The sequence below is a fragment of the Streptomyces graminofaciens genome, assembly GCF_030294945.1.
GTDB lineage: Bacteria > Actinomycetota > Actinomycetes > Streptomycetales > Streptomycetaceae > Streptomyces > Streptomyces graminofaciens.
On sequence record NZ_AP018448.1, the window covers coordinates 7325635 to 7344531 of the forward strand.

The following is an 18897-nucleotide window of genomic DNA, read 5'->3' on the forward strand; positions in this document are numbered from 1 at the left end:
GGGTCCCGCCCGCCGATAACAGGCGGGGCCCGGCCCCCTCAAGGAGACCACAGCCCATGACACCCATCGCCTTCGTCGACTGCGAGACGACCCACCTGGACGCCGAACTCGGCGACGCGTGGGAGATCGCCGTCATCCTCCGCGCCCTGGACGACAACCAGCCCACGGACACCGAGTACGTGTGGCAGATCCGCCCCAACCTCGCCACCGCCGACCCCGAGTCCCTGAAGATCGGCCGCTACCTGGAGCGGTTCGCCGTACCCGTACCCGCCGAAGCGGCGTGGACCGGATACGAGGACGGGCCCATCCTCCCCATGACCCGGGCTGCGGTCGTCGGCGCCCTCATGAACGTCCTCGGCGGGGCCATCCTGGTCGGTTCGAACCCCGGCTTCGACGACCGCTTCCTGCGCAAGCTCCTCAGCCCCGGCTCGTCGCAGTGGCACTACCGGCCCGTCGACATCGCCACCCTCGCCGCCGGGCGGAAGCTCGGCATGGCCGAGATGGTCCGCAGGATGGGCGGCAAGCCGCTGCCGTCGGACGAGGTGCGGTTCCCGTTCTCGTCCCGGGATCTGTCCCGCTGGACGGGCGTAGAGCCGCCGGGCGGCGACGTGGCACACACCGCCCTCGGTGACGCCCGCTGGGCCCGCGACGTCTTCGACGCCGTGACGGGCGGTGCGTCGTGAGGATCGTTTCCGCATCCAAGCACGCCGCCGTACTCGCCCGCCTCGCCCGCCAGGCCCGTGAACTCGAAGACGAGAAGAAGGCCAACGCCGGACACGCCGCCACCATCCAACGGCTCCGCGCTGAACTCGACCAGCAGCGAGACCGCAAGCCCGACGGGCCCGTCCAGCAGCCGAAGCCCGCCGTCGGCGACGCCGAGTTGCAGCGGCGGCTGAGCCTGGCCCTGCGCAGGGCCAGCGAGTTGCAGCAGCGGCTCGACGAGTTGCAGGCATCGAACGACGCGGCCAGCCGCGAACTTCAGGACCTGCGGCGGGGGGTGGCGTCATGACGAGTCCGCTCCGTTACCTGCGTCAGGTCGTCGCCCCCAACGGCCGACACCGGCTCCGGCCGCTGCTGCTGCCCGACGAGCCGATCCCGCCCGTCGCTCTCACCGTGCGCGAGCACCTCACCGAGGCGCAACTGCTGCGGCTCTTCGACGACGGCGAGGCAGAGGTACTGACCGGCGCCCGCTGCCCGTGCTGCAACCACACCACCCCGCACGCCATGGGCCGGGATACACGCCGCTGCTGGGTGTGCGGGACCGAGTCGTCGGCAGGTGCGGCATGAGAGACGCCCTCCTCTTCCTCGGCGGCTGGATCGGCCTCGGCATTCTCGCCGCCGTCCTGTTCAGCCGCTACAAGCGCCGGACGGCCGTCCGCGACCAGCTGGCCGAAGCGCGGGCCCGCGTCGGCTTCCCGCCCCCAGCACCGGACAACTTCGAGGGCACCAACCTCGCCGACCTCGACGAGTGCCAGCTCATCCTCTCGCTGCCCTTGTACAGCGGCGACGACCACACCACCACCATCGAGGGGGACTGACCCGTGGGCTACACCACCCACGTGACCGGCGAGTTCGCCATCACGCCGCCGCTCACCTGGCCCGAGTTCAAGGACAGCCGGTTCGCGCCGGACAACGTCAAGAACAGCTACGACCCGTCACTCATCCTCCGTATCAGCGAGGACAGCGTCGACACCGACGAGGGTCCGCTGCTGAAGCGGACCGCGACCGCCCTCGTCATGCGGGACATCGACGAGTACCGGGCGTACGACCTCATCGACGAGGTGCAGTCCGCGATCGACGCGTTCCCTGGCCACGCGTTCACCGGCCGCCTCGAATGCGAGGGCGAGGAGAACACCGACCTGTGGCGGGTCATCATCCGCGACGGCCGCGCGGTGAAGGTCGAGCCGCGCATCGTCTGGCCCGACGAGGACAGCTCCCCGACTGTCGAGCAGCTGGAGCGGGCCCGCCGGATTGCGGTCGCCCTGGAGCAGGAGAACGCTCAGCTCGCCGACGAGAACGCCGAACTGAAAGCCGCGAACGACCCACAACTGCGCTGCCTGCTCGTCAAGCCCGCGGCCGACAAAGACATGTACGTCGGCTGGTCCACCGTATGCGACGCCCCCACCGGCGTGTGGTCCCGCGCAGCCGCCAGCGAGCACGGCTTCCCCATCTCCCGCCTCAACCGGGCCGACGAGAACGGCAGCAGCGCCATGGGCGGCTACCGGGCCGGTCACTGGGACGACACCGGGTTCGTCGCCGAACAACGCGGCTGGCTCAAGCGGGAGCGGCTCGGGGACTACGCCGTCGAGTACCTCCACGGCGACAGGCAGGCCGCCTACCGGCTGCTGGAGCCCTTCGAGGGTGAGACCGAGGTGCGCTCATGAGCACGCCGTTGTTCGAGACACACCCGCTGGTGAAGCTGCACCCGCTCCCGATCGCCCCTGCGGCGGCCAGGACCCCGGCCCTGCGAGTGATGGGCCTGGATCTTTCGATCACTGCCCCCGGGATCGCCCTACCCGACGGCACCGCCCGCACGGTCAAGACCAACTCGAAGGCCGGCGACCGCAGGTTGCAGCACATCGTCGACGAGGTCGGCCTTGCCCTCGGTGAAGGCCCGGACGGCATCGGCGACGGCGTGGATCTCGTCGTCATCGAAGACCTCCCCACCCACGCAAAGTCCGCAGGGATCACGGGCATGGTCCACGGCGCCGTACGCCTCCGGCTGATCGACTTCGGTACGCCGTACGTCCTCGTCACCCCGGCCACCTTGAAGGCGTACGCCACCGGCCGCGGCAACGCCGACAAGACGGCCATGGCGGTCGCCGCCCTGAAGCGCACCGGGCGGGAGTTCGCCGACGACAACCAGTGCGACGCCTTCTGGCTCCGCGCCGCCGGCCTCGACTGGTACGAGCAGCCCGAGTTCACCATGCCGCAGGCGCAGCGGGACCGGCTGCTCAAGGTTGCGTGGCCCGACCTGAACGGGGAGCCGTCGTGACCCACTACACCGGCACCGTCCCCGACACCCGCCGCGGACCCGACTGGCGCGACGCCAGCGCCTGCCGAGACATCAACGACGACACGTTCTTCCCGCAACCCGGCGACACCGCCGGCACCGAGTACGCCAAGGCGATCTGCGTCGGCTGCCCCGTACTCCGTACCTGCCTGGAGGCCGCACTCGCCGAGGAAGGCGGGCGGACGAAGGACAACCGGTTCGGAGTACGCGGCGGGCTGACGCACGGCCAGCGGTACGCCCTGTACACGCGCCGCCGCGTCTCCTCGGTCAAGGCCGCCTGATGCCCGGCCCCAGCGGCGTGCCGCGCGCCGACATCGTCGCCCTCCTCCAAGCAGGCCACTCCAACCGGTACATCAGCCGCACCCTCCACACCAACCCCAAACGAGCCGCACGGATCCGCGCCGAACTCGGCCTCCCCAAATCCGTACGCGAACAAGGCACCGCCATCGAACACAAGTGGAACACCTGGACACGCCCCGTCACCGGCGGCCACATCCGATGGACCGGCCCCGTCCGCGGCATCACCCCCAACCTCGTCCACCGCAAACGGAACTACTCCGCCCGCCGCGTCGGCTTCCAGCTCGAATACGGCCGACTGCCGGTCGGCCGTGTGCTGCCGGGCTGTGGCCAGTCGTGGTGTGTGGCTCCGGCGCATGCGACGGATGAACCGATGCGCCGGGCGGACGCCATGTACCGCCGGATCTTCGGGGCCGCGGCGTGATGGCCGGCCCGTGGCAAGGCGGTATCGCCGTACGGCGGATGCAACGCGGCCAAGTCGCCGTCGCTGACTTCCTCTGCACGGCGTGCATGCACCACCGCCGGATCACGGGCCGCGCCCTCGTCCGCGACTTCCTCGCCTCGAACCCCATCCACGCACACCGAACCGTGTGCACCCGAAAGGACACCTGATGCCCACCCCGCAACAGCGCATCTGGAACCAGGGCTACGGCGGCTTCAACACGCCCGCGCTCCGGCCTCAAGGCTGGAAGAAGCCGAAGCTCACCACCGCACAGCGCGAGGACATCGTCCGTCGGCTGGGTGAGGGCGAGAAGTCGACCGATCTGGCCGTCGAGTTCGGGGTGTCCGGGCGCACGGTCCGGCGTCTCCGCCAGTACGTGAGGCCGTCATGAAGCGCCCCGTAACCGGCCTGGTCTTCGGTGCCGCTGTGTACGCGATCGCCTGGTCCGCCGGAGCGAGCGTCCTGTGGGCGGCGTGGGCGGGGCTTGCCGCGGCGGCCCTCGCGTACGCACTCACCGACCACTGACCGAAGCGCCCCGGCCGACCCGAATACGGCCGGGGCACCCAACCCCAAGGAGAACACGCGTGAACTCCTGGCCCACATGGCTCGTCGAGCGGTTCCGCTCCCGAGTAGCCACGACAACGGCCCCTGACGACTGTTGGCTCTGGACCGGAAACCAGGACCGCAACGGCTACGGCCGTTTCCGGTCCCGCAAGGCCAGCGTCGACATCAAGGCGCACCGCGCCGCCTACTGGCTCGCCAACGGCGAACTGCCCGGCCTGCTGCGGCATACCTGCGACAACCCGCCGTGTGTGCGTCCCGACCACTTGCTCCCCGGCGACCACAAGTCCAATGCCGCAGACGCCATAGAGCGAGGGCTCTACGTGCCGCGCGCGAGGCGGCTCACGGACGAGCAGGAAGCGGCAATCCGCGCTCAGTACGCGCGAGGCGGCTGCACTTACCGCTCCCTGGCCCGCGAGCACAGCGTCTCGTTCGGCTGCATTCAGGGCGTCATGGGGAGGGGATGACGATCAACAGTTGGCACCACGCCCAGTCCAGCGCCCGTAAGTGGGGCGGTGAACCCGAGATCTACCTGCCCGTCCACGAGTTCATCGATTCGTCGAAGCGGATCATCGGCGACTCCCGGCACCGCTCCCTCTACCACCACACCGAGGGCGTCTGGCTCTGCCAGCGGATCTTCGGCGTCACCCTCGACGTCCCCAAGACCCACTCCACCGTCCGCGTCCCGGTCCGCTTGATCGCCGAACAGCACGTCCTCGAAGACCTCGGCTGGCTCCCCAGCCCCGCGGACTACATCGACGGCATGCCCATCAAGCCGTGGATGTCCGGCGCCCAGCGCAAGACCATCCCCCTCTCCCACCTGCTCCTCAACCAGCCCTCTGGAGACACCCAGTGACCACCCAGCAGAACTTCCTCGGCATTCCCGTCCAGGGCGACATCACCCGAGGCTCCGACCGCGTCGAGCAGAAGCCGATCGAGGAGTTGCAGCCGATCCTCCAGGCCGTCCTCGACGACCCGACGATCGTCGAGTTCGGCTGGCGGCAGTACACCCCGTACTTCAACGACGGCGAGCCCTGCACCTTCTCCGCCCACGGCACCTGGGTGCGCACCACGGCGGACGAGGACGCCGACGAGGACGAGCTGGAGATGTGGGGGCACCGCACCCTCGGCAAGGTCACCGGCCACCGCGACGCGTCCACGGGCGAGTGGGTGACCGACCCGTACGAAGGCCCGGACGAGGCCCGCTATCTGCGGTGCAAGGAGCTGGAGAAGGCGGTCGAGGGCGGGGCGTTCGAGGTCGTCCTCCTCGAAGCGTTCGGCGACCACGCCGAGATCACCGTCCGCCGCGACGGCATCCAGATCGAGTTCTACAGCCACGACTGAGCCACCTGTCGGGCGGCTGCACCTCCCCCCAGCAGCCGCCACCGGGCCGCCCCGACCTTCCCCGCGGGGCGGCCCGGACCACCAGCCACCAGAAGGAGCACCGCCCATGGGCCTCTACCACTCCGTCAGCCTCTCCTACGGCTTCGAGATCCCGCCCCGGACCGACATCGACGACATCGACCGCGCGCTCCAGGGCCAGCCCAACAGCCCCGACAGCGTCGGCTACATCGTCGTCGGCGACCGCGACCAGCTGCTCCTCGTCACCCGATCCACCCTCGTCGCCGAGAACGAAGTCGTCCGCATCGCCCCGGACACGCTCGCCGAACCCACCGACCTCACCGCCTGGGACACCGCCCTCCACGACGCCGCCGTCCGCCTCGGCCTCACCGACCACCCGGCACCCGCCTGGCTGCTGATCCACAACTACCGCTGAGCAGCACGACGGCCCCGCACGGACGGTGCGGGGCCGGAGGAAGGAGGAGCGCGCAGCATGTTGAACAACCAGATCATCGTCACTGACCGAAGCCTGTTCCTGGCTGCCCAGCGAGGCATTCACCGCGAGCTGGACGCCGAGAAGTTGCTCGACCGTGAATGGGATCAGCTGTGCGCCCTCAACATCAACTCGCCGAAAGCCAAGCTCGTTCAGTGCGGGTTCTGCTGGGCCGACCACGGCGAACTCCAGTGGATGCAGACCTTCACCAACCACAGGGGCAACCGCGTCGTCAGGCACCAGCCCGGCGAAAGCCAAGACCACCCGTACCAGTCCGTCGAGACGCCTCGGCATAAGGGATACAAGAGGCGCGCTTGCCTGGTCGGCGACCGCGATGGTCTGAAGTCCCGCAACGAAGTACCCGCCGCCGACGGAAAGACGATCGCCGACGCACTCCTCGAAGGCGTCGTGCCCCTGGACTACGAGCACCAGCACTCCGACTTCAGCCGCGACAAAGGCCTGACCAGACGCATTGAACTCATCGCTGGTGCCGGCCGCGTTCCCATGTTCCACACGGACCAGGAAGCCATCTTCAAGAAGCAGACGGCGCCCATCCTGCGTACTGACGGCGACGTGCCGCTGGAGTGGATCGAAGACCTCAACCGACCGCTCATCATCACAGGTGGCCTGCGCGAAATCATCGTATTCACCTGCGACGTCCGCAACGGCGTCTACTGCCCCAAGGGGAAGATCTCCGGCTGCGGCAAACCCCATGCCCGCACTGAGCCGCTGCGGGGGATCACGCTCGATCAAGCCCTGATCCACGGCGCCTTGGACGAGTTCCGATACGTCATGAACGCCAAGGTCACCGCGCTGCCCAAGAGTTTCTGGACGACTCGGGAATGCTACGAGCGGTACATATCCGCCCTGGACGGCGACGGGAAACTCGCGCCGCTCGAAGGCGCGCCAGCCAGCCAGCCGGCAACCCGAAACGGTGCGCGCCGCGGACACTCCGGCCGCAAAGAGGCGGAGCTGGCGGCGATGCACGCGCTGGCCATCGATCTGTCGACGCTCGCCGCAGCGACCCCGAAGCGGCCGGTGGCTCCCACCATCCGACGCCCCAAGCCGGGCGTCTGCGACACCGGCAACCCCACTTGCGGCAAGGCGGCCCGCTTCTACGCCGCCGGATGGCGCTGCGACAACCACGTGCCCACCAACTGCTGGCGCACCCCACAGACATGACCGAGGCCCCGCACACGGCGGAGCCCAGAGGAGAGGAGGACGACGGTGTCAGGACGAGGAAGGGGCGGGCGCGATCTTCGCGACCCACTCGCGGGTGAAGCCCGTCAGCTTGGCCATGTGCGACGGCCCCTTGCCCTCTGCTCGCCCTTGCACGAGCAGGGCTCGCAGCTCTCTGTCGGCGTCGTTGAAAGCCTTCTCAGCGCGAGCGCGCTTCTTGGCGGCGGCCTGAATCTCCAGGTCGAGGGCGTCGGGGGTGTCCATGGCCCTCATGGTGACACACGTTGTCACGATCGCGCTACGCGTCCGCGCTATGGGGTCGCGAACCGCGATCGCGAACGGTATTCTCATTCTCATGACCTTGAGAGTCACTCACTTCCCGCTGCGGAAGCTCGACCGCGACGCGCCCACGAAGTACTTCCAGGCGCCGGAGCGCACCCATCGCGAGTGGGAGTCGTCGCACAAGTTCGACTTCCTCTACCGCTTCTACGACAGCGACCAGCAGCCGCTCTACATCGGCATCACAGCCGGGGGCGGGATTCGCTGGGATCAGCACCGCAAGCACTCGGAATGGTGGCCCCTCGCCGAGTACGTGGCCGTGTCCTTCTACCAGTCGTACGAGGCCGTCAAGGTCGCGGAGAAGGCGGCCATCCGAAGCGAGCAGCCGCGCTTCAACAAGCTGTTCCTGCGCGGCCCGGCCAACGCCTCACTCCATCTGCATGGCCACGCCGAGGACGCGGCGGCGCTGTTGTTCCGCGACGCCGAGCCCGAGTTCATCGCCAGCCTCGCGGCTCTCCTGACACAGCCCGAGCGCTTCCCCCAGCCGGAACCCCCACCGCCCGCCGCGTTCGCGGACGAATCGAACCAGCTGTAACCAGCTCCACCTGCACTGCAAAGGGACTCATCTGATGGCTCGCGGTCACGGCAGAATCCTCACCAGCATCTGGGAGGACGACGATTTCCTCGCGCTCGAGGAACGAGAGCAGCGCTTCTACCTGTTCCTCATCTCCCAGCCCAACCTGAACCACGCCGGCCTGCTCGACCTCACACTCCGCCGGTGGGCCAGGAAGGCGTCAGGGCTGACCGTTGCCGAACTCGAGCAGCGCATCGAGTGCCTCGAGAAGGCCCGGTTCATCGTCGTCGACGACGACACCGAGGAACTCCTCATCCGGACCTTCGTCCGTAACGACGGCGTATGGCGCATGCCGAAGGTCATGGGCGCGATGGTGTCCGGCGCGCTCGAGATCACGTCGCGGAAGCTTCAGGCGGCGATGCTCGCGGAGATGGACCGGATCCCGCTCGAGGAGTTGAGCGACGCCCCGGCGAAGCTCCGTAACGGCGGGGACGGTCCGTCGATCCGGGAGCAGGTTGCCACCCACATCGAGACCCTTCGCCGAGCCTTCGGGACCCCCACCCCGGACCCTCACGGAAGGGGTTACGAAACCCCCTCCGGAACCCCTTCGGGAACCCCCTCCGATACCCCTGACGAAGGGGGTCCGAAAGCCTCTACGCGCGGGCGCGCGGCCACGTACGTGCGCGCGGCCCCTGCCCCTGCCCCTGCCCCTGCCCCTTTCCCCTACCCCGTAGAAGAGGGGTCGGCCGAGGCAGACGAGGAACCAGAGCTGATCGTCGTCGACGACACCGACTTCGTCGGAGCGGCCAAAGCCGCCCCCCTCGAGCCCGTCACCGCACAGACGATCGTCGGCGAATGGATCGACCGGTGCGCCAAGCGCCCGCCCAGCCAGACCATCGGCCAGACCTCCAAGCAGATCAAGAAACTCCTCGAGGACGGCATCGACGCCGACGACATCCGAGCCGGCCTCTCCCGCTGGATGGCCAAGGGCTCCGCCCCCTCCGCAATCCCCAGCTTCGTCAACGAAGCCATGAACGCCCAGCCGCAACGGCTGCCCATGGCGGCCGGAGCCGAGAACGTCCTCGACTTCGCCCGCCCCTCCACCGCCGACCGCCGATTCGCCGGGGCCATGGAACTTGCCGCCCGGCTCGCCCAGGAGGACTCAGAGGGATGAACCGTTCAGAGGCAGCCCTGCTGCTCGGTCACTGCGCGGCCTTCGACAACCGCACCGTCGGAGAGGCCGACGCCACCGCCTGGGCCTCGGCACTCCACGACGTGCCGTACGACAACGACGCGCGCACCGCTGTCGCCCGCTTCTACGGCACGCCCCCCAAGGACCCGCACCAGCGGCTGTGGATCCAGCCCCACAACGTCCGCACCCTCCGCTCCAAGCTCCGCTCGGCCCGGCTGGAGAACTTCCAGTACGAGCCCCTGCCCGACGAGTCGGTCGGCGAGTTCATGGCCCGCTACCGCGGCCAGGTCCAGGCAATCGCCTCCGGCCGGGCGCCGGCACCCGTCGGCCGGCTCGCCCTCGAAGCCGACCCGAAGCGGGACCGGGAGTTCGTGAAGGAGCTCACGGCCCGCGGCTGGGAAGGCAACCGCACCGTTGCCGACTCCGACGAGGAAGCCGAAGCCGACAGCATCCGCCGTGCCGGTCCGCTCGGTGTCGAGTGTCCCGCCTGCCATGCAGCCATAGGCCGCCCCTGCAAGAGCCCGGGAGCGTCCGAGAAGCGGCCGCTGGGGAAGCCCCGCCCGAAGCCTCACAGCGCCCGCCTGAGAGCCGCGCAGGGCGTCCCGGAGCAGACCGCCGAGCAGCGGGCCGTCGAGGAGCAGGCGATCCGGGCGCGCGCCGCCCAGCACTTCGCCCGCGACGACGGCCGCATCCATGACGCCGTGATCGTCGAGGACCAGCCGTGACCAAGCCGCCCGAGTGGCAGATCCGCTGCCCGTGGTGCAACGCCAGCCCCGGCCAACGCTGCACCAGCCCCCGCGGACGGCGCCTCGCCGTCGAATCCCACGACGCACGCATCACCGCCCACACCGTGCAGACCGCCCGTCAGACAGGAGCCAGCCAGTGACCAGCCAGCCCACGAACCCCATTGACCGCATGATCCTCGCCGACAGCCTCGACATCGCCCTCGGCGGTGGCTGCGGCCTCTGCGACACCGAAGCCACCCACATGTGCGCCGGATGCGGACGCTGCAACTGCCACAACCACACCGCCTGCGTCCGGCCCAACACAGAGCAGCCGGTCATCGAGCACACCATCCGCTGCGAGACCGGACCCGCCACCGTCCAGGCGCGCGGCTACATGCCGGGTCTTCTCGTCTACCGCATCCCCGAGCACGTCGACACAGACAGCCCGTTGCGCTGGCGGCTCGGCCACTACTCCGGCCTCCTGATCGCCGTTGCCGCGAGCGAGCACGAGGCGCACGCCGGGGCCCACGAGATCGCCAACCGAGCCGACTGGACGGGCTCGGCCATGGAAGTCCGGACCGCCGTCGTCGAGCTGGCCGACCTGTACGAGGACCTGGCCTTCGTCGGCTGCCACCACCCGGAGGGAGGCCGATGACCCGGGGTGCTGGCCGCTCTCGCGGCTACCGCGCGAAGGACTCTGAACTCCGCCCCGGCAAAGTCGTCGTCCCCTTCGGCGAGAACACCCTCATCTGCCCCGCCTGCCGCCAGCACAAGCACCACGCCTGCTGGGCCCACATAGTCGCACTCGGCCTGCCTGGCGAGGCCGGATGCCCGTGCGGCTGCCACGTCCCCCTGGACGAACCGCTGATGACCCCGGAGGCGATCGACGACATGGCCGCCCACGGCACCCTCGCCGACCACATCAAGCACCAGACCGCCATGGCCCTGCACTCCTCGCTCGCCATCCACTACCCCGAGGTCTGCCGCCGCTGCATCGCCCGCGAAGCCGCCACCACCGGCCAGCAGACCGAACTCCCGCTGGAGGAGACGTGAGCACCCCGCTGGAACGCCTCCTCGCCGAAACCATCCCGGTCCGCCCCGCACCACCCCCGAACCGGCCCCAACCCGCAGAGCCCCGCCCCTCCCCGTGGACGCCCGCCGAGCAAGACGCCCACTGGAACGCCCTCCGCGAAGCCGTCGGCGCCACCCGCGAACAACGCCCCACCCGCCTCCGCCTCATCACCCCCGCCGCTTGAGCCCCCGCCCACCACAGGAGACAACCGTGAACACCACGCCCGAGCCCCGCGCGCTCGCCTGCACCCAATGCGGAGCGCCGGTGACCATCGCCGAGGACATCACCGGCTACCTCGACTGGGGCCTTGCCGTGATCGGCGACGACGGTGTGGTGCGCCGCGAGGAATGGGACTGCGAACCGCGCGTCCTCATGGCCGACAACTCGCGCACCGTCGGCCGCCCGCGCGCCTGCTGCACGAACCGGGAGTGCGGCCACCAGTGGCGGCTTAAGCGCCCGTTCGACCCCGCGGCCGAGCCGCCTACCTGACCGCGCCCGTGGCGTCTTCCCGCCATCGACACGAACCGCACCGTCTCGCCAAGGGTGGGACGGCAACCAGACAGGACACCACCATGACCGCCGCCGCCGCCGAAGCCGCCGAACTCCGAGCCGCCGCCGACAAGCTCCGCCAACTCGTCGCCGCGATCAGCCCGCCCAACCCCGTCGCCGCCCGCTTCCACGCCGACGACCGCCACGTCACCCAAGGCGACCACGGCCTCTACGACGTCGCCACCGCCGAAACCCCCGAGTGCGCCGCCTTCATCGCCGCGATGGACCCGCCCCTCGCGCTCGCCCTCGCGGACTGGCTCGGCTGCCTGGCGATGCTCGACCCGTCCGAGCGTGACGCCGAGACCTGCGGCTGGTGCAGCGCCAACCACCCGGCCGCTGTGGCCCGCGCCCTCAACCCCGTCGTGTAGCCCGCGCCCAGCCGACGATCACCCACGCGGGGACCGGTCCGCCCACCCACGAAAGGCCACCCGATGACCGACCAGCACGAGCCCGGCACCTACTACTGGTCCGCCGACACCGACCACTGCCCCCACAAGCCGATCCCCGAACAGGGCACCGACGCCTGGGACCAGTGGATGTGCAACCACCAGCCCTACGACGACGGCATCCTCTGCCTGTCCGCCCCGCCGGATCCGCCTGTCTGGCCTGCTCCGCCGAGGAGGGCGACATGGTGCCGTGGGAGGCGTGCCGGGTACGCGAGCACGCCCGACCCAAGCACGGCATCGTCCCCAGCATCGACACCGCGCACGAGCCCGTCACGGTTCTCGTCGGCACCTTCGAGTGCCTGGACCGCGAGTGCGACGAGTACTTCGACGACGACGGCCGCGAGGACCCCGGCATCGAGCGCTGCTCCCACATCCGCGAAGAGCAGGTCTGCTCCTGCCAGCGACAGGACAACGGCGAGTACAGCAGCGAGCCCTGCCGCGCCGCCGCCGCGGTCTGACGCATCCGGCTACCCCGCCAGAACGCCGGCCGCCGGTATTCGACCTACCGGCGTCCGGCCCCCCTGATCATCCCCGAGGAGAAGCTGTGACCAACCCCGAGACCGACCGCCGCGAGACGGTGGAGTACTTCGTCCAGTGCCAGCAGCCTGACGGCACGTGGGAGCAAGCCAGCAGCACGGCCACCGATCTGGACTTCGCGACCGAGCGTCTTGCAGCGCGCCGCAGGATGCGGCCGGAGTTCGTGTACCGGATCGCGCAGCGGACCACGGTCGTGGTCGTCGGGCCCGCTCCTGCTGCCGTGTCTGTCCCGCCGCCCGCGACACGAGCGGACGCTGAGGCCGTCGCCCGAGTCCGCGCCCTGCACCAACCCGTCGAGTGCGTCAACGTCCGCTGCAAGCTCAAGCAGTGGTGCATCGGCTGCGACCCCGACGGCATCGAAGGCTGCGACGAGAACCCTTGGCCCTGCCCGACGATCCGCGCGCTCGACGGCGAGCAGCCGTCCGGCGGCCCGTGTGTGGCTGGCGAGCAGCAGAACGAGACACCGGAAGCCGAGACGCAGCAGCAGCCCGTGCCCGGCCGTAACTTCGCCGCCTACCAGGCCGCCATCGTCCGCGTGGCCCTGGTCCTCCGCGAAGCGCGGGAGCACCGCGAGCAGACCGACCCCAGCGAACGGCAGGACTGCGTGATGTGCGGCGCGGACCACTTCGCCGAGATCCGGGACGCCATCAAGGGCAAGCAGCCCGATATCGGGGCGTGGCAGGACGGGGTGCAGCCGTGACCGCCCTCATCGTCGCCGCCGCTCTGGCCGTGGGCTTCCTCCTCGGCCGGGCCCGGTGGGATCGCGTCGTCGACTGGGCCGAGGACTGGACCACCCCCGGCTGGCGAACCTGGCGGTTCTGGCCCGCCATGCCCGTCGCCGTGGCCGCGCTCGCTCTGGTGTGGCTGGTGCATCCGCGCCGGACTCTGGCGAACGTCCGCGCGTGGCGTGCCGGGGAGCGGCTGCATCCGGCGCCCCGGTACGACCCCGAGTGGGCGGCCAAGCGCCATACCGGAGCCTCGGAGTGAGTGGCCCGCCGCATTGGCTGGCCTGCGCGTGGGTGGTCTCGCTGTGGGTGGTGGCGGCCGGGTGTGCGGGGATGGCGGGCGTGGCGGCGGTCAGCGACTGGCTTGAGCGCAGGACCGCCCGAGGGTCCCCCGAGAACTTGCCGTTTCCCGCACTCATAGCGAGCCGTAGACGGCCTAACCCCCTCCCGGCGCTCCCGCCCGACCCCGAACCCCAAGAGCGCCAGCCGTAGCCCCGAACCCGGAACCGAAGGAGAAACCATGATCACGCACGGAGAATGCGGCAAGACCTGGACCGGCCTCCGCCGCGCCCACTGCCCGTCTTGTCACGAAACGTTCAACTCCGACAGCGCCGCCGAGAAGCACCGCGTCGGCCGCCCCGGCATAGACCGCCGCTGCGTCGACCCGGCAACCGTCGGGCTCATCGCCGTCGAACAGCCGTGGGGCCCGTGCTGGCAGGCACCCGGCAGCGACCTCCGATTCACCACCAACGCGGACGCAGAGGCCGCCTGACGGCCTCCGGGGAGGGCCAGCTGCCCCGCTGGCCCTCCCGCCCTCCCAACGGCCGCCAGACGGCCACACAGCCCCGAGAGAAGGCCAGCAATGACCCTCGCTGAACTCCGCGCCCAACTCGCCGCCCTCAACCTCCCCGACGACACGATCGTGATCCTCGCCAAGGACGCCGAAGGCAACGGCTTCTCCCCGCTCGACGCAACCGAGGCCTGCATGTACGCCGCCGACACCACCTGGTCCGGCGACCGCTACCTCACCGAGCAGCAGCGCCTCGCCAAGGAAGAACCGGACGACTGGTTCCAGGCCCCGGACGACGCCGTGCACGCGGTCTTCCTCTGGCCCACCAACTGACCGCCTGACGCCCGTACAGCCCCGAGGAGACCCCAATGCGAGGCCCCCGCACCGACAACCTCACCGTGTCCCGAACCGTCGGCGCGAACGTCGCCACCCTCCGCGCCATGCACGGCTGGTCCCAACGAGCCCTCGCACGCCAGACCGAAACCGCAGGAGGCAAACCCGTCGGGTTCAGCACCATCTGCCGGATGGAACGCGCCGCCCAGCCTGACGCCGAACCCGTCGCGGTCTACATCGACGACGTGGTCTCCCTCGCCACCACCTTCGGCGTCACCGTCCAACGCCTGATCACCCCGCCGACATGCTCCGCCTGCATGGACCATCCGCCCGCCGGGTTCACCTGCCGCACCTGCGGCACCCCCGCCTGAGCCCCTGCCCGTGCCACACCAACACACGGAGACCGACGTGACCGATCCCGAAGCGTGGCGTACCGACCCCCGCGAACGCCTCCTCGCCGCCATCGACCGCACCTGGGCGCGCGGCACGTTCGACGCCACACCCGAACAACTCGTCGACGACTACGCCCACCACCTCGCCGAGCAGCTACGCACCGCGTCCGGCAGCTACGGCAGCCCCAACTACGACTACGAGCTTGGCCCCGGCCTAGGGCGCGCCGCCGACCTCATCGACCCGAAGGCCCAGCCGTGACGGCGCCGCCGATCGACTGGCACGACGTCTGCACCAACGCCGGCGACTACGACGACCCCGACCCCGACGCGCATCTCCGCGACCTCAAATACCAAGGCGCCAGCACCGTCGACCTGTACCGGATGACCACGCTCAACCCGCCGGAGGAATACCTGTGAACGACCGCCCCATGGTCGGCGTCGGAATGCCCGCCGCCCTCCACCTCGACGCCTTCGGCCGCGAAATCAACGACGCGTTCGGACACCTCCCGTACCTCGTCGGCACCGCCGCAGTGGGCAAGACGTGGCGCGACGTCGACGTCCGGCTCATCCTCCCCGACGACGAGTTCGACCAGCTGTTCCCGCCCGTCCCGTTCGACCAGGCCGACGGCAGGTGGGGCTTGATCTGCGCCGCCATCAGTGAACTCGCCCGGCAGCGCACCGGCCTGCCCGTCGATTTCCAGATCCAGCGGCAGAGCTACGCCAACGACCGCTACCCAGGGGTACGCCAAGCCCTCGGCCTCCACGACAGGAACGGCCAGTGACCCAGCCGACCATCGCCCAACTCCGCAACCTCACCAACCGGGCCGGGGCTGGCCTCACCCCCGGCGAACAGCAGCGGCTCCGCGACGGCATCGACCAACTGCACGAGCGCGCCGAGACCGCCGACGAGGCCGCCCGCCGCGCCCTCGCGCAACGCCAGGAGATGGCCGAGGAGCGGTACGCGTGGCAGGAACGCGGCGACCGCGCCGAAGCCAAACTCACCGCCGTCGCTGGCCTGATCGCCGACCACGAAGGCGACGAATGGGCAGCCCATCCCGCCACCACGCAACTCCGGGCCGCCCTCAACGGGGAACAGCCCGCCGTACCGGACGGCACGGACACAACCGAACCCGCCTGGACGCCACCCCCGCCCGGCGACACCCGCGAGCAGCTCCCCGATCACCTACTCGACCTCATCCGCGGCAGCATCCCCGACTACACCTCCACCGCATGCGTGACGGCCTACACGCTTGCCGTGGCCGTCCACTGGAGCCACCCTCGGCGCGCCGAACTCGGGCAGTGGGCCGAGCGTATGCACGCCCGCTGCCGCACCAATCAGAAGTTCACTGGTCAACTTTGTGCGTGTGGGTGCCACCAGCCCGGCCCGGCTTGACGCCCGTGCCATCCTGGCCTCAGGCATGACGCGAACGCCTGAGCCCGGCATCCACTGGACGCCGACGGCCAAGGGTCACAGACTCCGCGAGAGCCCCGTCCCCACCCCGAGAACGGGGCTCGCCCACGTTCAGACGGACGACTGGAACGCCGCCACCGCCACCCGAGCAGGGCCACGACGGGCGGGCCCGTGCGACACGACCCGCGTAAGCGCCGGCGAACTGGCCCCACGCCCAGCGGCCAACGTCACGAGGGACACGCGTGCCGGGCCGTCGTCGGTGGTCGGCTGCTCGCCGGGGAGATACAGCGTCGTCATGGTGGCCTCGTCTCGTTGTACGGGTGCTGGACGGACGGTACCCGGCGGGCGGGTCTGGCATCCTGGTCGTGGCAACGCTCGTCTGCCCTGGGAAACCTTGGCACCCGAGAAGTCGTCGGCTTAAGGCCGAGCGGGCCACGTCTGCCGGGACAAGGCCGGAACCAGGTGACTGGATCCTCCCGCAGCGGTGCCCGAATCAGCGGGAGTCACACCGCGCGGCAAGCGGCCCCCGGAGACACGACGCGGCCCGCCACCCCAATCACTGGGATGGCGGGCCGCGCTACGAGTGGGCGCCCCCCCTCGCCAAAAACCGTACGCCCCACGTAGGGCAGAACGGAACCCCCGCGTCACAGCGCCCCCTCGGTCTCCACGACGAGGGGGCGCAGCGGTTCGTGCGGGCAGTCAGCCCCAAGCGGTGTCACTCACGGAGACCACTCCTCCCGGTAACCATCGCGGTCAGCGTAGGGCAGGGCGAGCAGGCGCAGCGTGGTGCACCACGGCCCGTGCCCCATGTATTCCAGAGTGAAGCCGCACGCTGCGCAGCCCTTCAAGCCAGTGGCCTCGTGCTCGTCGAGCAGCCGCCTCTTGGCGTCGATCTCGCGGAGCACCCGAGCCGGATCCCACTCCGCGATGTGCTCCGACTGCGACTTCACGTTGCCGTAGACGACCAACGCGTTCGTCTCCACGTCCTCGTCAGGAGCCTCGTCCTCGGCGCGGTAGACGTTCCACTTGTCGCCCATGAACCACTCGCCGCTGTCGTTGTCGGCCGCTGCCGTGGCGCGCTCGGCGTCGACGTCGAGTTGCTGGCCGAGCCAACGCGCAAGATCAACCATCCTGTGCCTCCTCGGCCACGGGCTGGATGCCGATGTGGGTCCAGCCGAGCCGGTTCCGATGCGACCGCTCCGCCAACTCCCGGCGCAGCGCCTCAGCCTGCTCCCGCGCCGGAGGCAGACCCTCCCCGTCGCGCACCGTCTTGCTGTAGTCGCCGATGCGTAGATGCCAGTTTCGGTTGCCCCGGTAGGCCGTCACGTTGAATGCCGCCACCATCACGCCTCCGTCTCCGTCGCGTTCAGCAGCTCGGCCAGATCCGGGTTGTCCTCCACCAACTTCGCGGCCACGGCATCCCCGGAGGACTGTTCCAGACGCCACAGAAAGTTGCGGAGTTCGGCCGCCCGGTAGGCGTCGAGGAGCTGCGCCGCCTCATCCCACGGCACGCAGCGGGTTTCCGTGACCTCGTTGTACGGCGGGTCGGACAGACGGGACAGGATCGCGATACGCGGATCAACGGTGGTGGTCACTGGGGCTCCTTCGGCTCTTGCTTCTTCTTCGGACGCACGGTCCCCGAACTCGAATGCCCCTTCACGATGGCCTGCACCGTCGTGAAGTGGACGCCCAGTTCGTCGGCGACCGACCGGTACGTGGCGCCCTCGCGGCCCAGCATCTCCAGCACGGCCGACTGCCGTAGCCCCTTCAACGCCTTGTTCCGGTCCGGCAGGTTCTTCAACACCGCGCCGATCTGCTTTGCCCGCTCGGTCGGGTCAGCGATCTGCCCGAGTGCATCGATCGCGTCGAACACTCGCTGCGCCTCCTCGCTCACACGGCCCCTCTCGTCGGCGGGCCACTTGCGCAACGGTAGGGGGTCCCCCTACGGTGAAGCAAGGCGGCCCACGCTGCCCAATGAAGTAAGCCCCTGGCCCGGCGCTGCGAACGCCATATGGACCAGGGGCGGGCCCACCCACAACCTCGACGAAGGAGCAGGCCCTGATGGGACACGCTACCGACCAAGCACCCACGCCGCCCAGCCCGCGCACCGAGCCGTGGCCCGAGGGCGTCGAAGCCCGCTACCTCACCGTCGGCGGCGCCACCGTCGACATTACGGACGACCGGGCCCCGCACTGGCGGTGCACCGCCTGCACCGGCACGAGCGTCGGCGAGTACACCGGGCCCTTCGGGACCCCGTTCACCCTCGACGCCATCCACGAGCAGGCCCAAGGCCACGCCGAGAAGTGCCGCGCCCTGCCCCGCCCGGCGGTGGCCCAGTGAGCTACCAGGGCCCCACCTGCACCGGCTGCGGCGGCCAAGGCGGCTACCCCGACACCACCCCCCACCCCGACGGCGGCCACACCACCGTCTTCCGCACCTGCACCACCTGCGGCGGAAGAGGCCACCAGTGACCTGGACCGACCCCGGAACCAGCGGAGGCAACCACTGATGGCCGAACACGAACGCGCCAAAGAACCCCTCCCCAT

At 70.0% G+C, this 18897-nt stretch carries 41 protein-coding genes; 36 read left to right on the forward strand and 5 right to left on the reverse strand.

Features of this window, described 5'->3' with window-relative positions:
• Positions 1-56: 56 nt before the first annotated feature.
• The 15 genes from SGFS_RS31870 to SGFS_RS31940 all read left to right on the forward strand — a co-directional run bounded on the left by SGFS_RS31870 (position 57) and on the right by SGFS_RS31940 (position 7329).
• Positions 57-683, forward strand: coding sequence for a 3'-5' exonuclease (locus tag SGFS_RS31870; protein WP_286255402.1), 627 nt, complete (start codon positions 57-59; stop codon positions 681-683).
• Positions 680-1009: a hypothetical protein gene (locus SGFS_RS31875; RefSeq protein ID WP_286255404.1), complete on the forward strand. Its 330-nt coding sequence runs from the start codon at positions 680-682 to the stop codon at positions 1007-1009. Before SGFS_RS31870 ends, SGFS_RS31875 begins: the two co-directional genes overlap by 4 nt.
• Positions 1006-1287 carry a hypothetical protein gene (locus SGFS_RS31880; RefSeq protein WP_286255405.1) on the forward strand — a complete coding sequence of 94 codons (282 nt, stop codon included), beginning with the start codon at positions 1006-1008 and terminating at the stop codon, positions 1285-1287. Before SGFS_RS31875 ends, SGFS_RS31880 begins: the two co-directional genes overlap by 4 nt.
• The gene (locus SGFS_RS31885; RefSeq protein ID WP_286255407.1) at positions 1284-1538 is read left to right on the forward strand and encodes a hypothetical protein; all 255 of its coding nucleotides are present in this window, start codon (positions 1284-1286) and stop codon (positions 1536-1538) included. Before SGFS_RS31880 ends, SGFS_RS31885 begins: the two co-directional genes overlap by 4 nt.
• A gap of 3 nt (positions 1539-1541) precedes the next feature.
• Positions 1542-2384: a DUF6205 family protein gene (locus tag SGFS_RS31890; RefSeq protein WP_286255409.1), complete on the forward strand. Its 843-nt coding sequence runs from the start codon at positions 1542-1544 to the stop codon at positions 2382-2384.
• Complete coding sequence (locus tag SGFS_RS31895; protein ID WP_286255411.1) at positions 2381-2995, forward strand: RuvC family protein; 615 nt, start codon at positions 2381-2383, stop codon at positions 2993-2995. Before SGFS_RS31890 ends, SGFS_RS31895 begins: the two co-directional genes overlap by 4 nt.
• The gene (locus SGFS_RS31900; protein ID WP_286255413.1) at positions 2992-3294 is read left to right on the forward strand and encodes a WhiB family transcriptional regulator; all 303 of its coding nucleotides are present in this window, start codon (positions 2992-2994) and stop codon (positions 3292-3294) included. The genes SGFS_RS31895 and SGFS_RS31900 overlap by 4 nt, the downstream gene beginning before the upstream one ends.
• Positions 3294-3734, forward strand: coding sequence for a hypothetical protein (locus SGFS_RS31905; protein WP_286255415.1), 441 nt, complete (start codon positions 3294-3296; stop codon positions 3732-3734). Before SGFS_RS31900 ends, SGFS_RS31905 begins: the two co-directional genes overlap by 1 nt.
• Before the next feature lie 187 nt (positions 3735-3921).
• The gene (locus SGFS_RS31910; protein ID WP_286255416.1) at positions 3922-4143 is read left to right on the forward strand and encodes a helix-turn-helix domain-containing protein; all 222 of its coding nucleotides are present in this window, start codon (positions 3922-3924) and stop codon (positions 4141-4143) included.
• Entirely contained in the window at positions 4140-4277 is a 138-nt protein-coding gene (locus tag SGFS_RS31915; RefSeq protein WP_286255417.1) for a hypothetical protein, read from the forward strand. The genes SGFS_RS31910 and SGFS_RS31915 overlap by 4 nt, the downstream gene beginning before the upstream one ends.
• 59 nt (positions 4278-4336) lie before the next feature.
• A complete protein-coding gene (locus SGFS_RS31920) occupies positions 4337-4780 on the forward strand; it encodes an HNH endonuclease (RefSeq protein ID WP_286255418.1) in 444 nt (147 codons plus the stop codon).
• A complete protein-coding gene (locus SGFS_RS31925) occupies positions 4777-5169 on the forward strand; it encodes a DUF6915 family protein (RefSeq protein WP_286255420.1) in 393 nt (130 codons plus the stop codon). Before SGFS_RS31920 ends, SGFS_RS31925 begins: the two co-directional genes overlap by 4 nt.
• Positions 5166-5657, forward strand: a complete 492-nt coding sequence (locus SGFS_RS31930) for a hypothetical protein (protein WP_286255421.1) — start codon at positions 5166-5168, stop codon at positions 5655-5657. Before SGFS_RS31925 ends, SGFS_RS31930 begins: the two co-directional genes overlap by 4 nt.
• Positions 5658-5763: 106 nt before the next feature.
• The gene (locus tag SGFS_RS31935) at positions 5764-6090 is read left to right on the forward strand and encodes a hypothetical protein (RefSeq protein ID WP_286255424.1); all 327 of its coding nucleotides are present in this window, start codon (positions 5764-5766) and stop codon (positions 6088-6090) included.
• 57 nt (positions 6091-6147) lie between these two features.
• Positions 6148-7329, forward strand: coding sequence for a hypothetical protein (locus tag SGFS_RS31940; RefSeq protein ID WP_286255426.1), 1182 nt, complete (start codon positions 6148-6150; stop codon positions 7327-7329).
• A gap of 48 nt (positions 7330-7377) precedes the next feature.
• On the opposite strand, the gene SGFS_RS31945 is transcribed toward SGFS_RS31940, so the two are convergent.
• On the reverse strand, positions 7378-7590 hold the full coding sequence (locus SGFS_RS31945; protein WP_286255428.1) for a hypothetical protein: 213 nt from the start codon (positions 7588-7590) through the stop codon (positions 7378-7380).
• Positions 7591-7681: 91 nt separating this feature from the next.
• Here SGFS_RS31945 and SGFS_RS31950 point away from each other — a divergent pair, with 91 nt between their 5' ends.
• From SGFS_RS31950 to SGFS_RS32040, 19 genes are all read left to right on the forward strand, one after another.
• On the forward strand, positions 7682-8200 hold the full coding sequence (locus tag SGFS_RS31950; RefSeq protein WP_286255429.1) for a GIY-YIG nuclease family protein: 519 nt from the start codon (positions 7682-7684) through the stop codon (positions 8198-8200).
• Positions 8201-8234: 34 nt separating this feature from the next.
• Positions 8235-9353: a hypothetical protein gene (locus SGFS_RS31955; protein WP_286255431.1), complete on the forward strand. Its 1119-nt coding sequence runs from the start codon at positions 8235-8237 to the stop codon at positions 9351-9353.
• Complete coding sequence (locus SGFS_RS31960) at positions 9350-10096, forward strand: zinc finger domain-containing protein (RefSeq protein WP_286255433.1); 747 nt, start codon at positions 9350-9352, stop codon at positions 10094-10096. The genes SGFS_RS31955 and SGFS_RS31960 overlap by 4 nt, the downstream gene beginning before the upstream one ends.
• Entirely contained in the window at positions 10093-10257 is a 165-nt protein-coding gene (locus tag SGFS_RS31965) for a zinc finger domain-containing protein (RefSeq protein ID WP_286255434.1), read from the forward strand. Before SGFS_RS31960 ends, SGFS_RS31965 begins: the two co-directional genes overlap by 4 nt.
• Positions 10254-10751, forward strand: a complete 498-nt coding sequence (locus SGFS_RS31970) for a hypothetical protein (protein ID WP_286255435.1) — start codon at positions 10254-10256, stop codon at positions 10749-10751. Before SGFS_RS31965 ends, SGFS_RS31970 begins: the two co-directional genes overlap by 4 nt.
• A complete protein-coding gene (locus SGFS_RS31975; RefSeq protein ID WP_286255436.1) occupies positions 10748-11149 on the forward strand; it encodes a hypothetical protein in 402 nt (133 codons plus the stop codon). The genes SGFS_RS31970 and SGFS_RS31975 overlap by 4 nt, the downstream gene beginning before the upstream one ends.
• Positions 11146-11352 (forward strand): hypothetical protein, encoded by a 207-nt coding sequence (locus SGFS_RS31980; protein ID WP_286255437.1) that lies wholly within the window; start codon positions 11146-11148, stop codon positions 11350-11352. The genes SGFS_RS31975 and SGFS_RS31980 overlap by 4 nt, the downstream gene beginning before the upstream one ends.
• A 26-nt stretch (positions 11353-11378) precedes the next feature.
• On the forward strand, positions 11379-11657 hold the full coding sequence (locus tag SGFS_RS31985) for a hypothetical protein (protein WP_286248357.1): 279 nt from the start codon (positions 11379-11381) through the stop codon (positions 11655-11657).
• Positions 11658-11740: 83 nt separating this feature from the next.
• Positions 11741-12085 (forward strand): hypothetical protein, encoded by a 345-nt coding sequence (locus SGFS_RS31990; RefSeq protein WP_286248354.1) that lies wholly within the window; start codon positions 11741-11743, stop codon positions 12083-12085.
• Positions 12086-12345: 260 nt separating this feature from the next.
• Positions 12346-12621: a hypothetical protein gene (locus tag SGFS_RS31995; protein WP_286255438.1), complete on the forward strand. Its 276-nt coding sequence runs from the start codon at positions 12346-12348 to the stop codon at positions 12619-12621.
• Positions 12622-12707: 86 nt separating this feature from the next.
• Entirely contained in the window at positions 12708-13400 is a 693-nt protein-coding gene (locus SGFS_RS32000) for a hypothetical protein (protein WP_286255440.1), read from the forward strand.
• Entirely contained in the window at positions 13397-13687 is a 291-nt protein-coding gene (locus SGFS_RS32005; protein WP_286255441.1) for a hypothetical protein, read from the forward strand. Before SGFS_RS32000 ends, SGFS_RS32005 begins: the two co-directional genes overlap by 4 nt.
• 258 nt (positions 13688-13945) lie before the next feature.
• The gene (locus SGFS_RS32010; RefSeq protein WP_286255443.1) at positions 13946-14197 is read left to right on the forward strand and encodes an FDXHR family putative zinc-binding protein; all 252 of its coding nucleotides are present in this window, start codon (positions 13946-13948) and stop codon (positions 14195-14197) included.
• Between the two features lie 90 nt (positions 14198-14287).
• On the forward strand, positions 14288-14548 hold the full coding sequence (locus tag SGFS_RS32015) for a hypothetical protein (protein WP_286255444.1): 261 nt from the start codon (positions 14288-14290) through the stop codon (positions 14546-14548).
• A 35-nt stretch (positions 14549-14583) separates the two neighbouring features.
• Positions 14584-14919: a helix-turn-helix domain-containing protein gene (locus SGFS_RS32020; RefSeq protein WP_286255446.1), complete on the forward strand. Its 336-nt coding sequence runs from the start codon at positions 14584-14586 to the stop codon at positions 14917-14919.
• 37 nt (positions 14920-14956) lie between these two features.
• Positions 14957-15199, forward strand: a complete 243-nt coding sequence (locus SGFS_RS32025; protein WP_286255448.1) for a hypothetical protein — start codon at positions 14957-14959, stop codon at positions 15197-15199.
• Complete coding sequence (locus SGFS_RS32030) at positions 15196-15357, forward strand: hypothetical protein (RefSeq protein ID WP_286255450.1); 162 nt, start codon at positions 15196-15198, stop codon at positions 15355-15357. Before SGFS_RS32025 ends, SGFS_RS32030 begins: the two co-directional genes overlap by 4 nt.
• Positions 15354-15722, forward strand: coding sequence for a hypothetical protein (locus SGFS_RS32035; RefSeq protein ID WP_286255452.1), 369 nt, complete (start codon positions 15354-15356; stop codon positions 15720-15722). Before SGFS_RS32030 ends, SGFS_RS32035 begins: the two co-directional genes overlap by 4 nt.
• Positions 15719-16333: a hypothetical protein gene (locus SGFS_RS32040; RefSeq protein ID WP_286255454.1), complete on the forward strand. Its 615-nt coding sequence runs from the start codon at positions 15719-15721 to the stop codon at positions 16331-16333. Before SGFS_RS32035 ends, SGFS_RS32040 begins: the two co-directional genes overlap by 4 nt.
• 737 nt (positions 16334-17070) lie before the next feature.
• On the opposite strand, the gene SGFS_RS32045 is transcribed toward SGFS_RS32040, so the two are convergent.
• Genes SGFS_RS32045 through SGFS_RS32060 form a run of 4 tightly spaced genes read right to left on the reverse strand, consistent with a single transcriptional unit; the run spans position 17071 to position 18224 of the window.
• Positions 17071-17481 carry a DUF6221 family protein gene (locus tag SGFS_RS32045; protein WP_286255456.1) on the reverse strand — a complete coding sequence of 137 codons (411 nt, stop codon included), beginning with the start codon at positions 17479-17481 and terminating at the stop codon, positions 17071-17073.
• Positions 17474-17695 (reverse strand): hypothetical protein, encoded by a 222-nt coding sequence (locus SGFS_RS32050; protein WP_286255457.1) that lies wholly within the window; start codon positions 17693-17695, stop codon positions 17474-17476. The genes SGFS_RS32045 and SGFS_RS32050 overlap by 8 nt, the downstream gene beginning before the upstream one ends.
• Entirely contained in the window at positions 17695-17946 is a 252-nt protein-coding gene (locus SGFS_RS32055; RefSeq protein WP_286255459.1) for a hypothetical protein, read from the reverse strand. The genes SGFS_RS32050 and SGFS_RS32055 overlap by 1 nt, the downstream gene beginning before the upstream one ends.
• Positions 17943-18224, reverse strand: coding sequence for a hypothetical protein (locus SGFS_RS32060; protein WP_286255461.1), 282 nt, complete (start codon positions 18222-18224; stop codon positions 17943-17945). Before SGFS_RS32060 ends, SGFS_RS32055 begins: the two co-directional genes overlap by 4 nt.
• A gap of 188 nt (positions 18225-18412) precedes the next feature.
• On the opposite strand from SGFS_RS32060, the gene SGFS_RS32065 reads away from it, so the two are divergent.
• The gene (locus tag SGFS_RS32065) at positions 18413-18691 is read left to right on the forward strand and encodes a hypothetical protein (RefSeq protein ID WP_286255462.1); all 279 of its coding nucleotides are present in this window, start codon (positions 18413-18415) and stop codon (positions 18689-18691) included.
• Complete coding sequence (locus SGFS_RS32070; protein WP_286255464.1) at positions 18688-18822, forward strand: hypothetical protein; 135 nt, start codon at positions 18688-18690, stop codon at positions 18820-18822. The genes SGFS_RS32065 and SGFS_RS32070 overlap by 4 nt, the downstream gene beginning before the upstream one ends.
• Positions 18823-18897: the final 75 nt, after the last annotated feature.

What these genes read in the sequence shown, in the direction of transcription:
- SGFS_RS31870 (WP_286255402.1), top strand. Translation starts at nt 57, where the DNA reads ATGACACCCATCGCCTTCGTCGACTGCGAGACGACCCACCTGGACGCC.
- SGFS_RS31880 (WP_286255405.1), top strand. Translation starts at nt 1,006, where the DNA reads ATGACGAGTCCGCTCCGTTACCTGCGTCAGGTCGTCGCCCCCAACGGC.
- SGFS_RS31885 (WP_286255407.1), top strand. Translation starts at nt 1,284, where the DNA reads ATGAGAGACGCCCTCCTCTTCCTCGGCGGCTGGATCGGCCTCGGCATT.
- SGFS_RS31895 (WP_286255411.1), top strand. Translation starts at nt 2,381, where the DNA reads ATGAGCACGCCGTTGTTCGAGACACACCCGCTGGTGAAGCTGCACCCG.
- SGFS_RS31905 (WP_286255415.1), top strand. Translation starts at nt 3,294, where the DNA reads ATGCCCGGCCCCAGCGGCGTGCCGCGCGCCGACATCGTCGCCCTCCTC.
- SGFS_RS31910 (WP_286255416.1), top strand. Translation starts at nt 3,922, where the DNA reads ATGCCCACCCCGCAACAGCGCATCTGGAACCAGGGCTACGGCGGCTTC.
- SGFS_RS31915 (WP_286255417.1), top strand. Translation starts at nt 4,140, where the DNA reads ATGAAGCGCCCCGTAACCGGCCTGGTCTTCGGTGCCGCTGTGTACGCG.
- SGFS_RS31925 (WP_286255420.1), top strand. Translation starts at nt 4,777, where the DNA reads ATGACGATCAACAGTTGGCACCACGCCCAGTCCAGCGCCCGTAAGTGG.
- SGFS_RS31935 (WP_286255424.1), top strand. Translation starts at nt 5,764, where the DNA reads ATGGGCCTCTACCACTCCGTCAGCCTCTCCTACGGCTTCGAGATCCCG.
- SGFS_RS31940 (WP_286255426.1), top strand. Translation starts at nt 6,148, where the DNA reads ATGTTGAACAACCAGATCATCGTCACTGACCGAAGCCTGTTCCTGGCT.
- SGFS_RS31945 (WP_286255428.1), bottom strand. Translation starts at nt 7,590, where the DNA reads ATGGACACCCCCGACGCCCTCGACCTGGAGATTCAGGCCGCCGCCAAG.
- SGFS_RS31950 (WP_286255429.1), top strand. Translation starts at nt 7,682, where the DNA reads ATGACCTTGAGAGTCACTCACTTCCCGCTGCGGAAGCTCGACCGCGAC.
- SGFS_RS31955 (WP_286255431.1), top strand. Translation starts at nt 8,235, where the DNA reads ATGGCTCGCGGTCACGGCAGAATCCTCACCAGCATCTGGGAGGACGAC.
- SGFS_RS31960 (WP_286255433.1), top strand. Translation starts at nt 9,350, where the DNA reads ATGAACCGTTCAGAGGCAGCCCTGCTGCTCGGTCACTGCGCGGCCTTC.
- SGFS_RS31975 (WP_286255436.1), top strand. Translation starts at nt 10,748, where the DNA reads ATGACCCGGGGTGCTGGCCGCTCTCGCGGCTACCGCGCGAAGGACTCT.
- SGFS_RS31990 (WP_286248354.1), top strand. Translation starts at nt 11,741, where the DNA reads ATGACCGCCGCCGCCGCCGAAGCCGCCGAACTCCGAGCCGCCGCCGAC.
- SGFS_RS31995 (WP_286255438.1), top strand. Translation starts at nt 12,346, where the DNA reads ATGGTGCCGTGGGAGGCGTGCCGGGTACGCGAGCACGCCCGACCCAAG.
- SGFS_RS32010 (WP_286255443.1), top strand. Translation starts at nt 13,946, where the DNA reads ATGATCACGCACGGAGAATGCGGCAAGACCTGGACCGGCCTCCGCCGC.
- SGFS_RS32015 (WP_286255444.1), top strand. Translation starts at nt 14,288, where the DNA reads ATGACCCTCGCTGAACTCCGCGCCCAACTCGCCGCCCTCAACCTCCCC.
- SGFS_RS32020 (WP_286255446.1), top strand. Translation starts at nt 14,584, where the DNA reads ATGCGAGGCCCCCGCACCGACAACCTCACCGTGTCCCGAACCGTCGGC.
- SGFS_RS32045 (WP_286255456.1), bottom strand. Translation starts at nt 17,481, where the DNA reads ATGGTTGATCTTGCGCGTTGGCTCGGCCAGCAACTCGACGTCGACGCC.
- SGFS_RS32050 (WP_286255457.1), bottom strand. Translation starts at nt 17,695, where the DNA reads ATGGTGGCGGCATTCAACGTGACGGCCTACCGGGGCAACCGAAACTGG.
- SGFS_RS32065 (WP_286255462.1), top strand. Translation starts at nt 18,413, where the DNA reads ATGGGACACGCTACCGACCAAGCACCCACGCCGCCCAGCCCGCGCACC.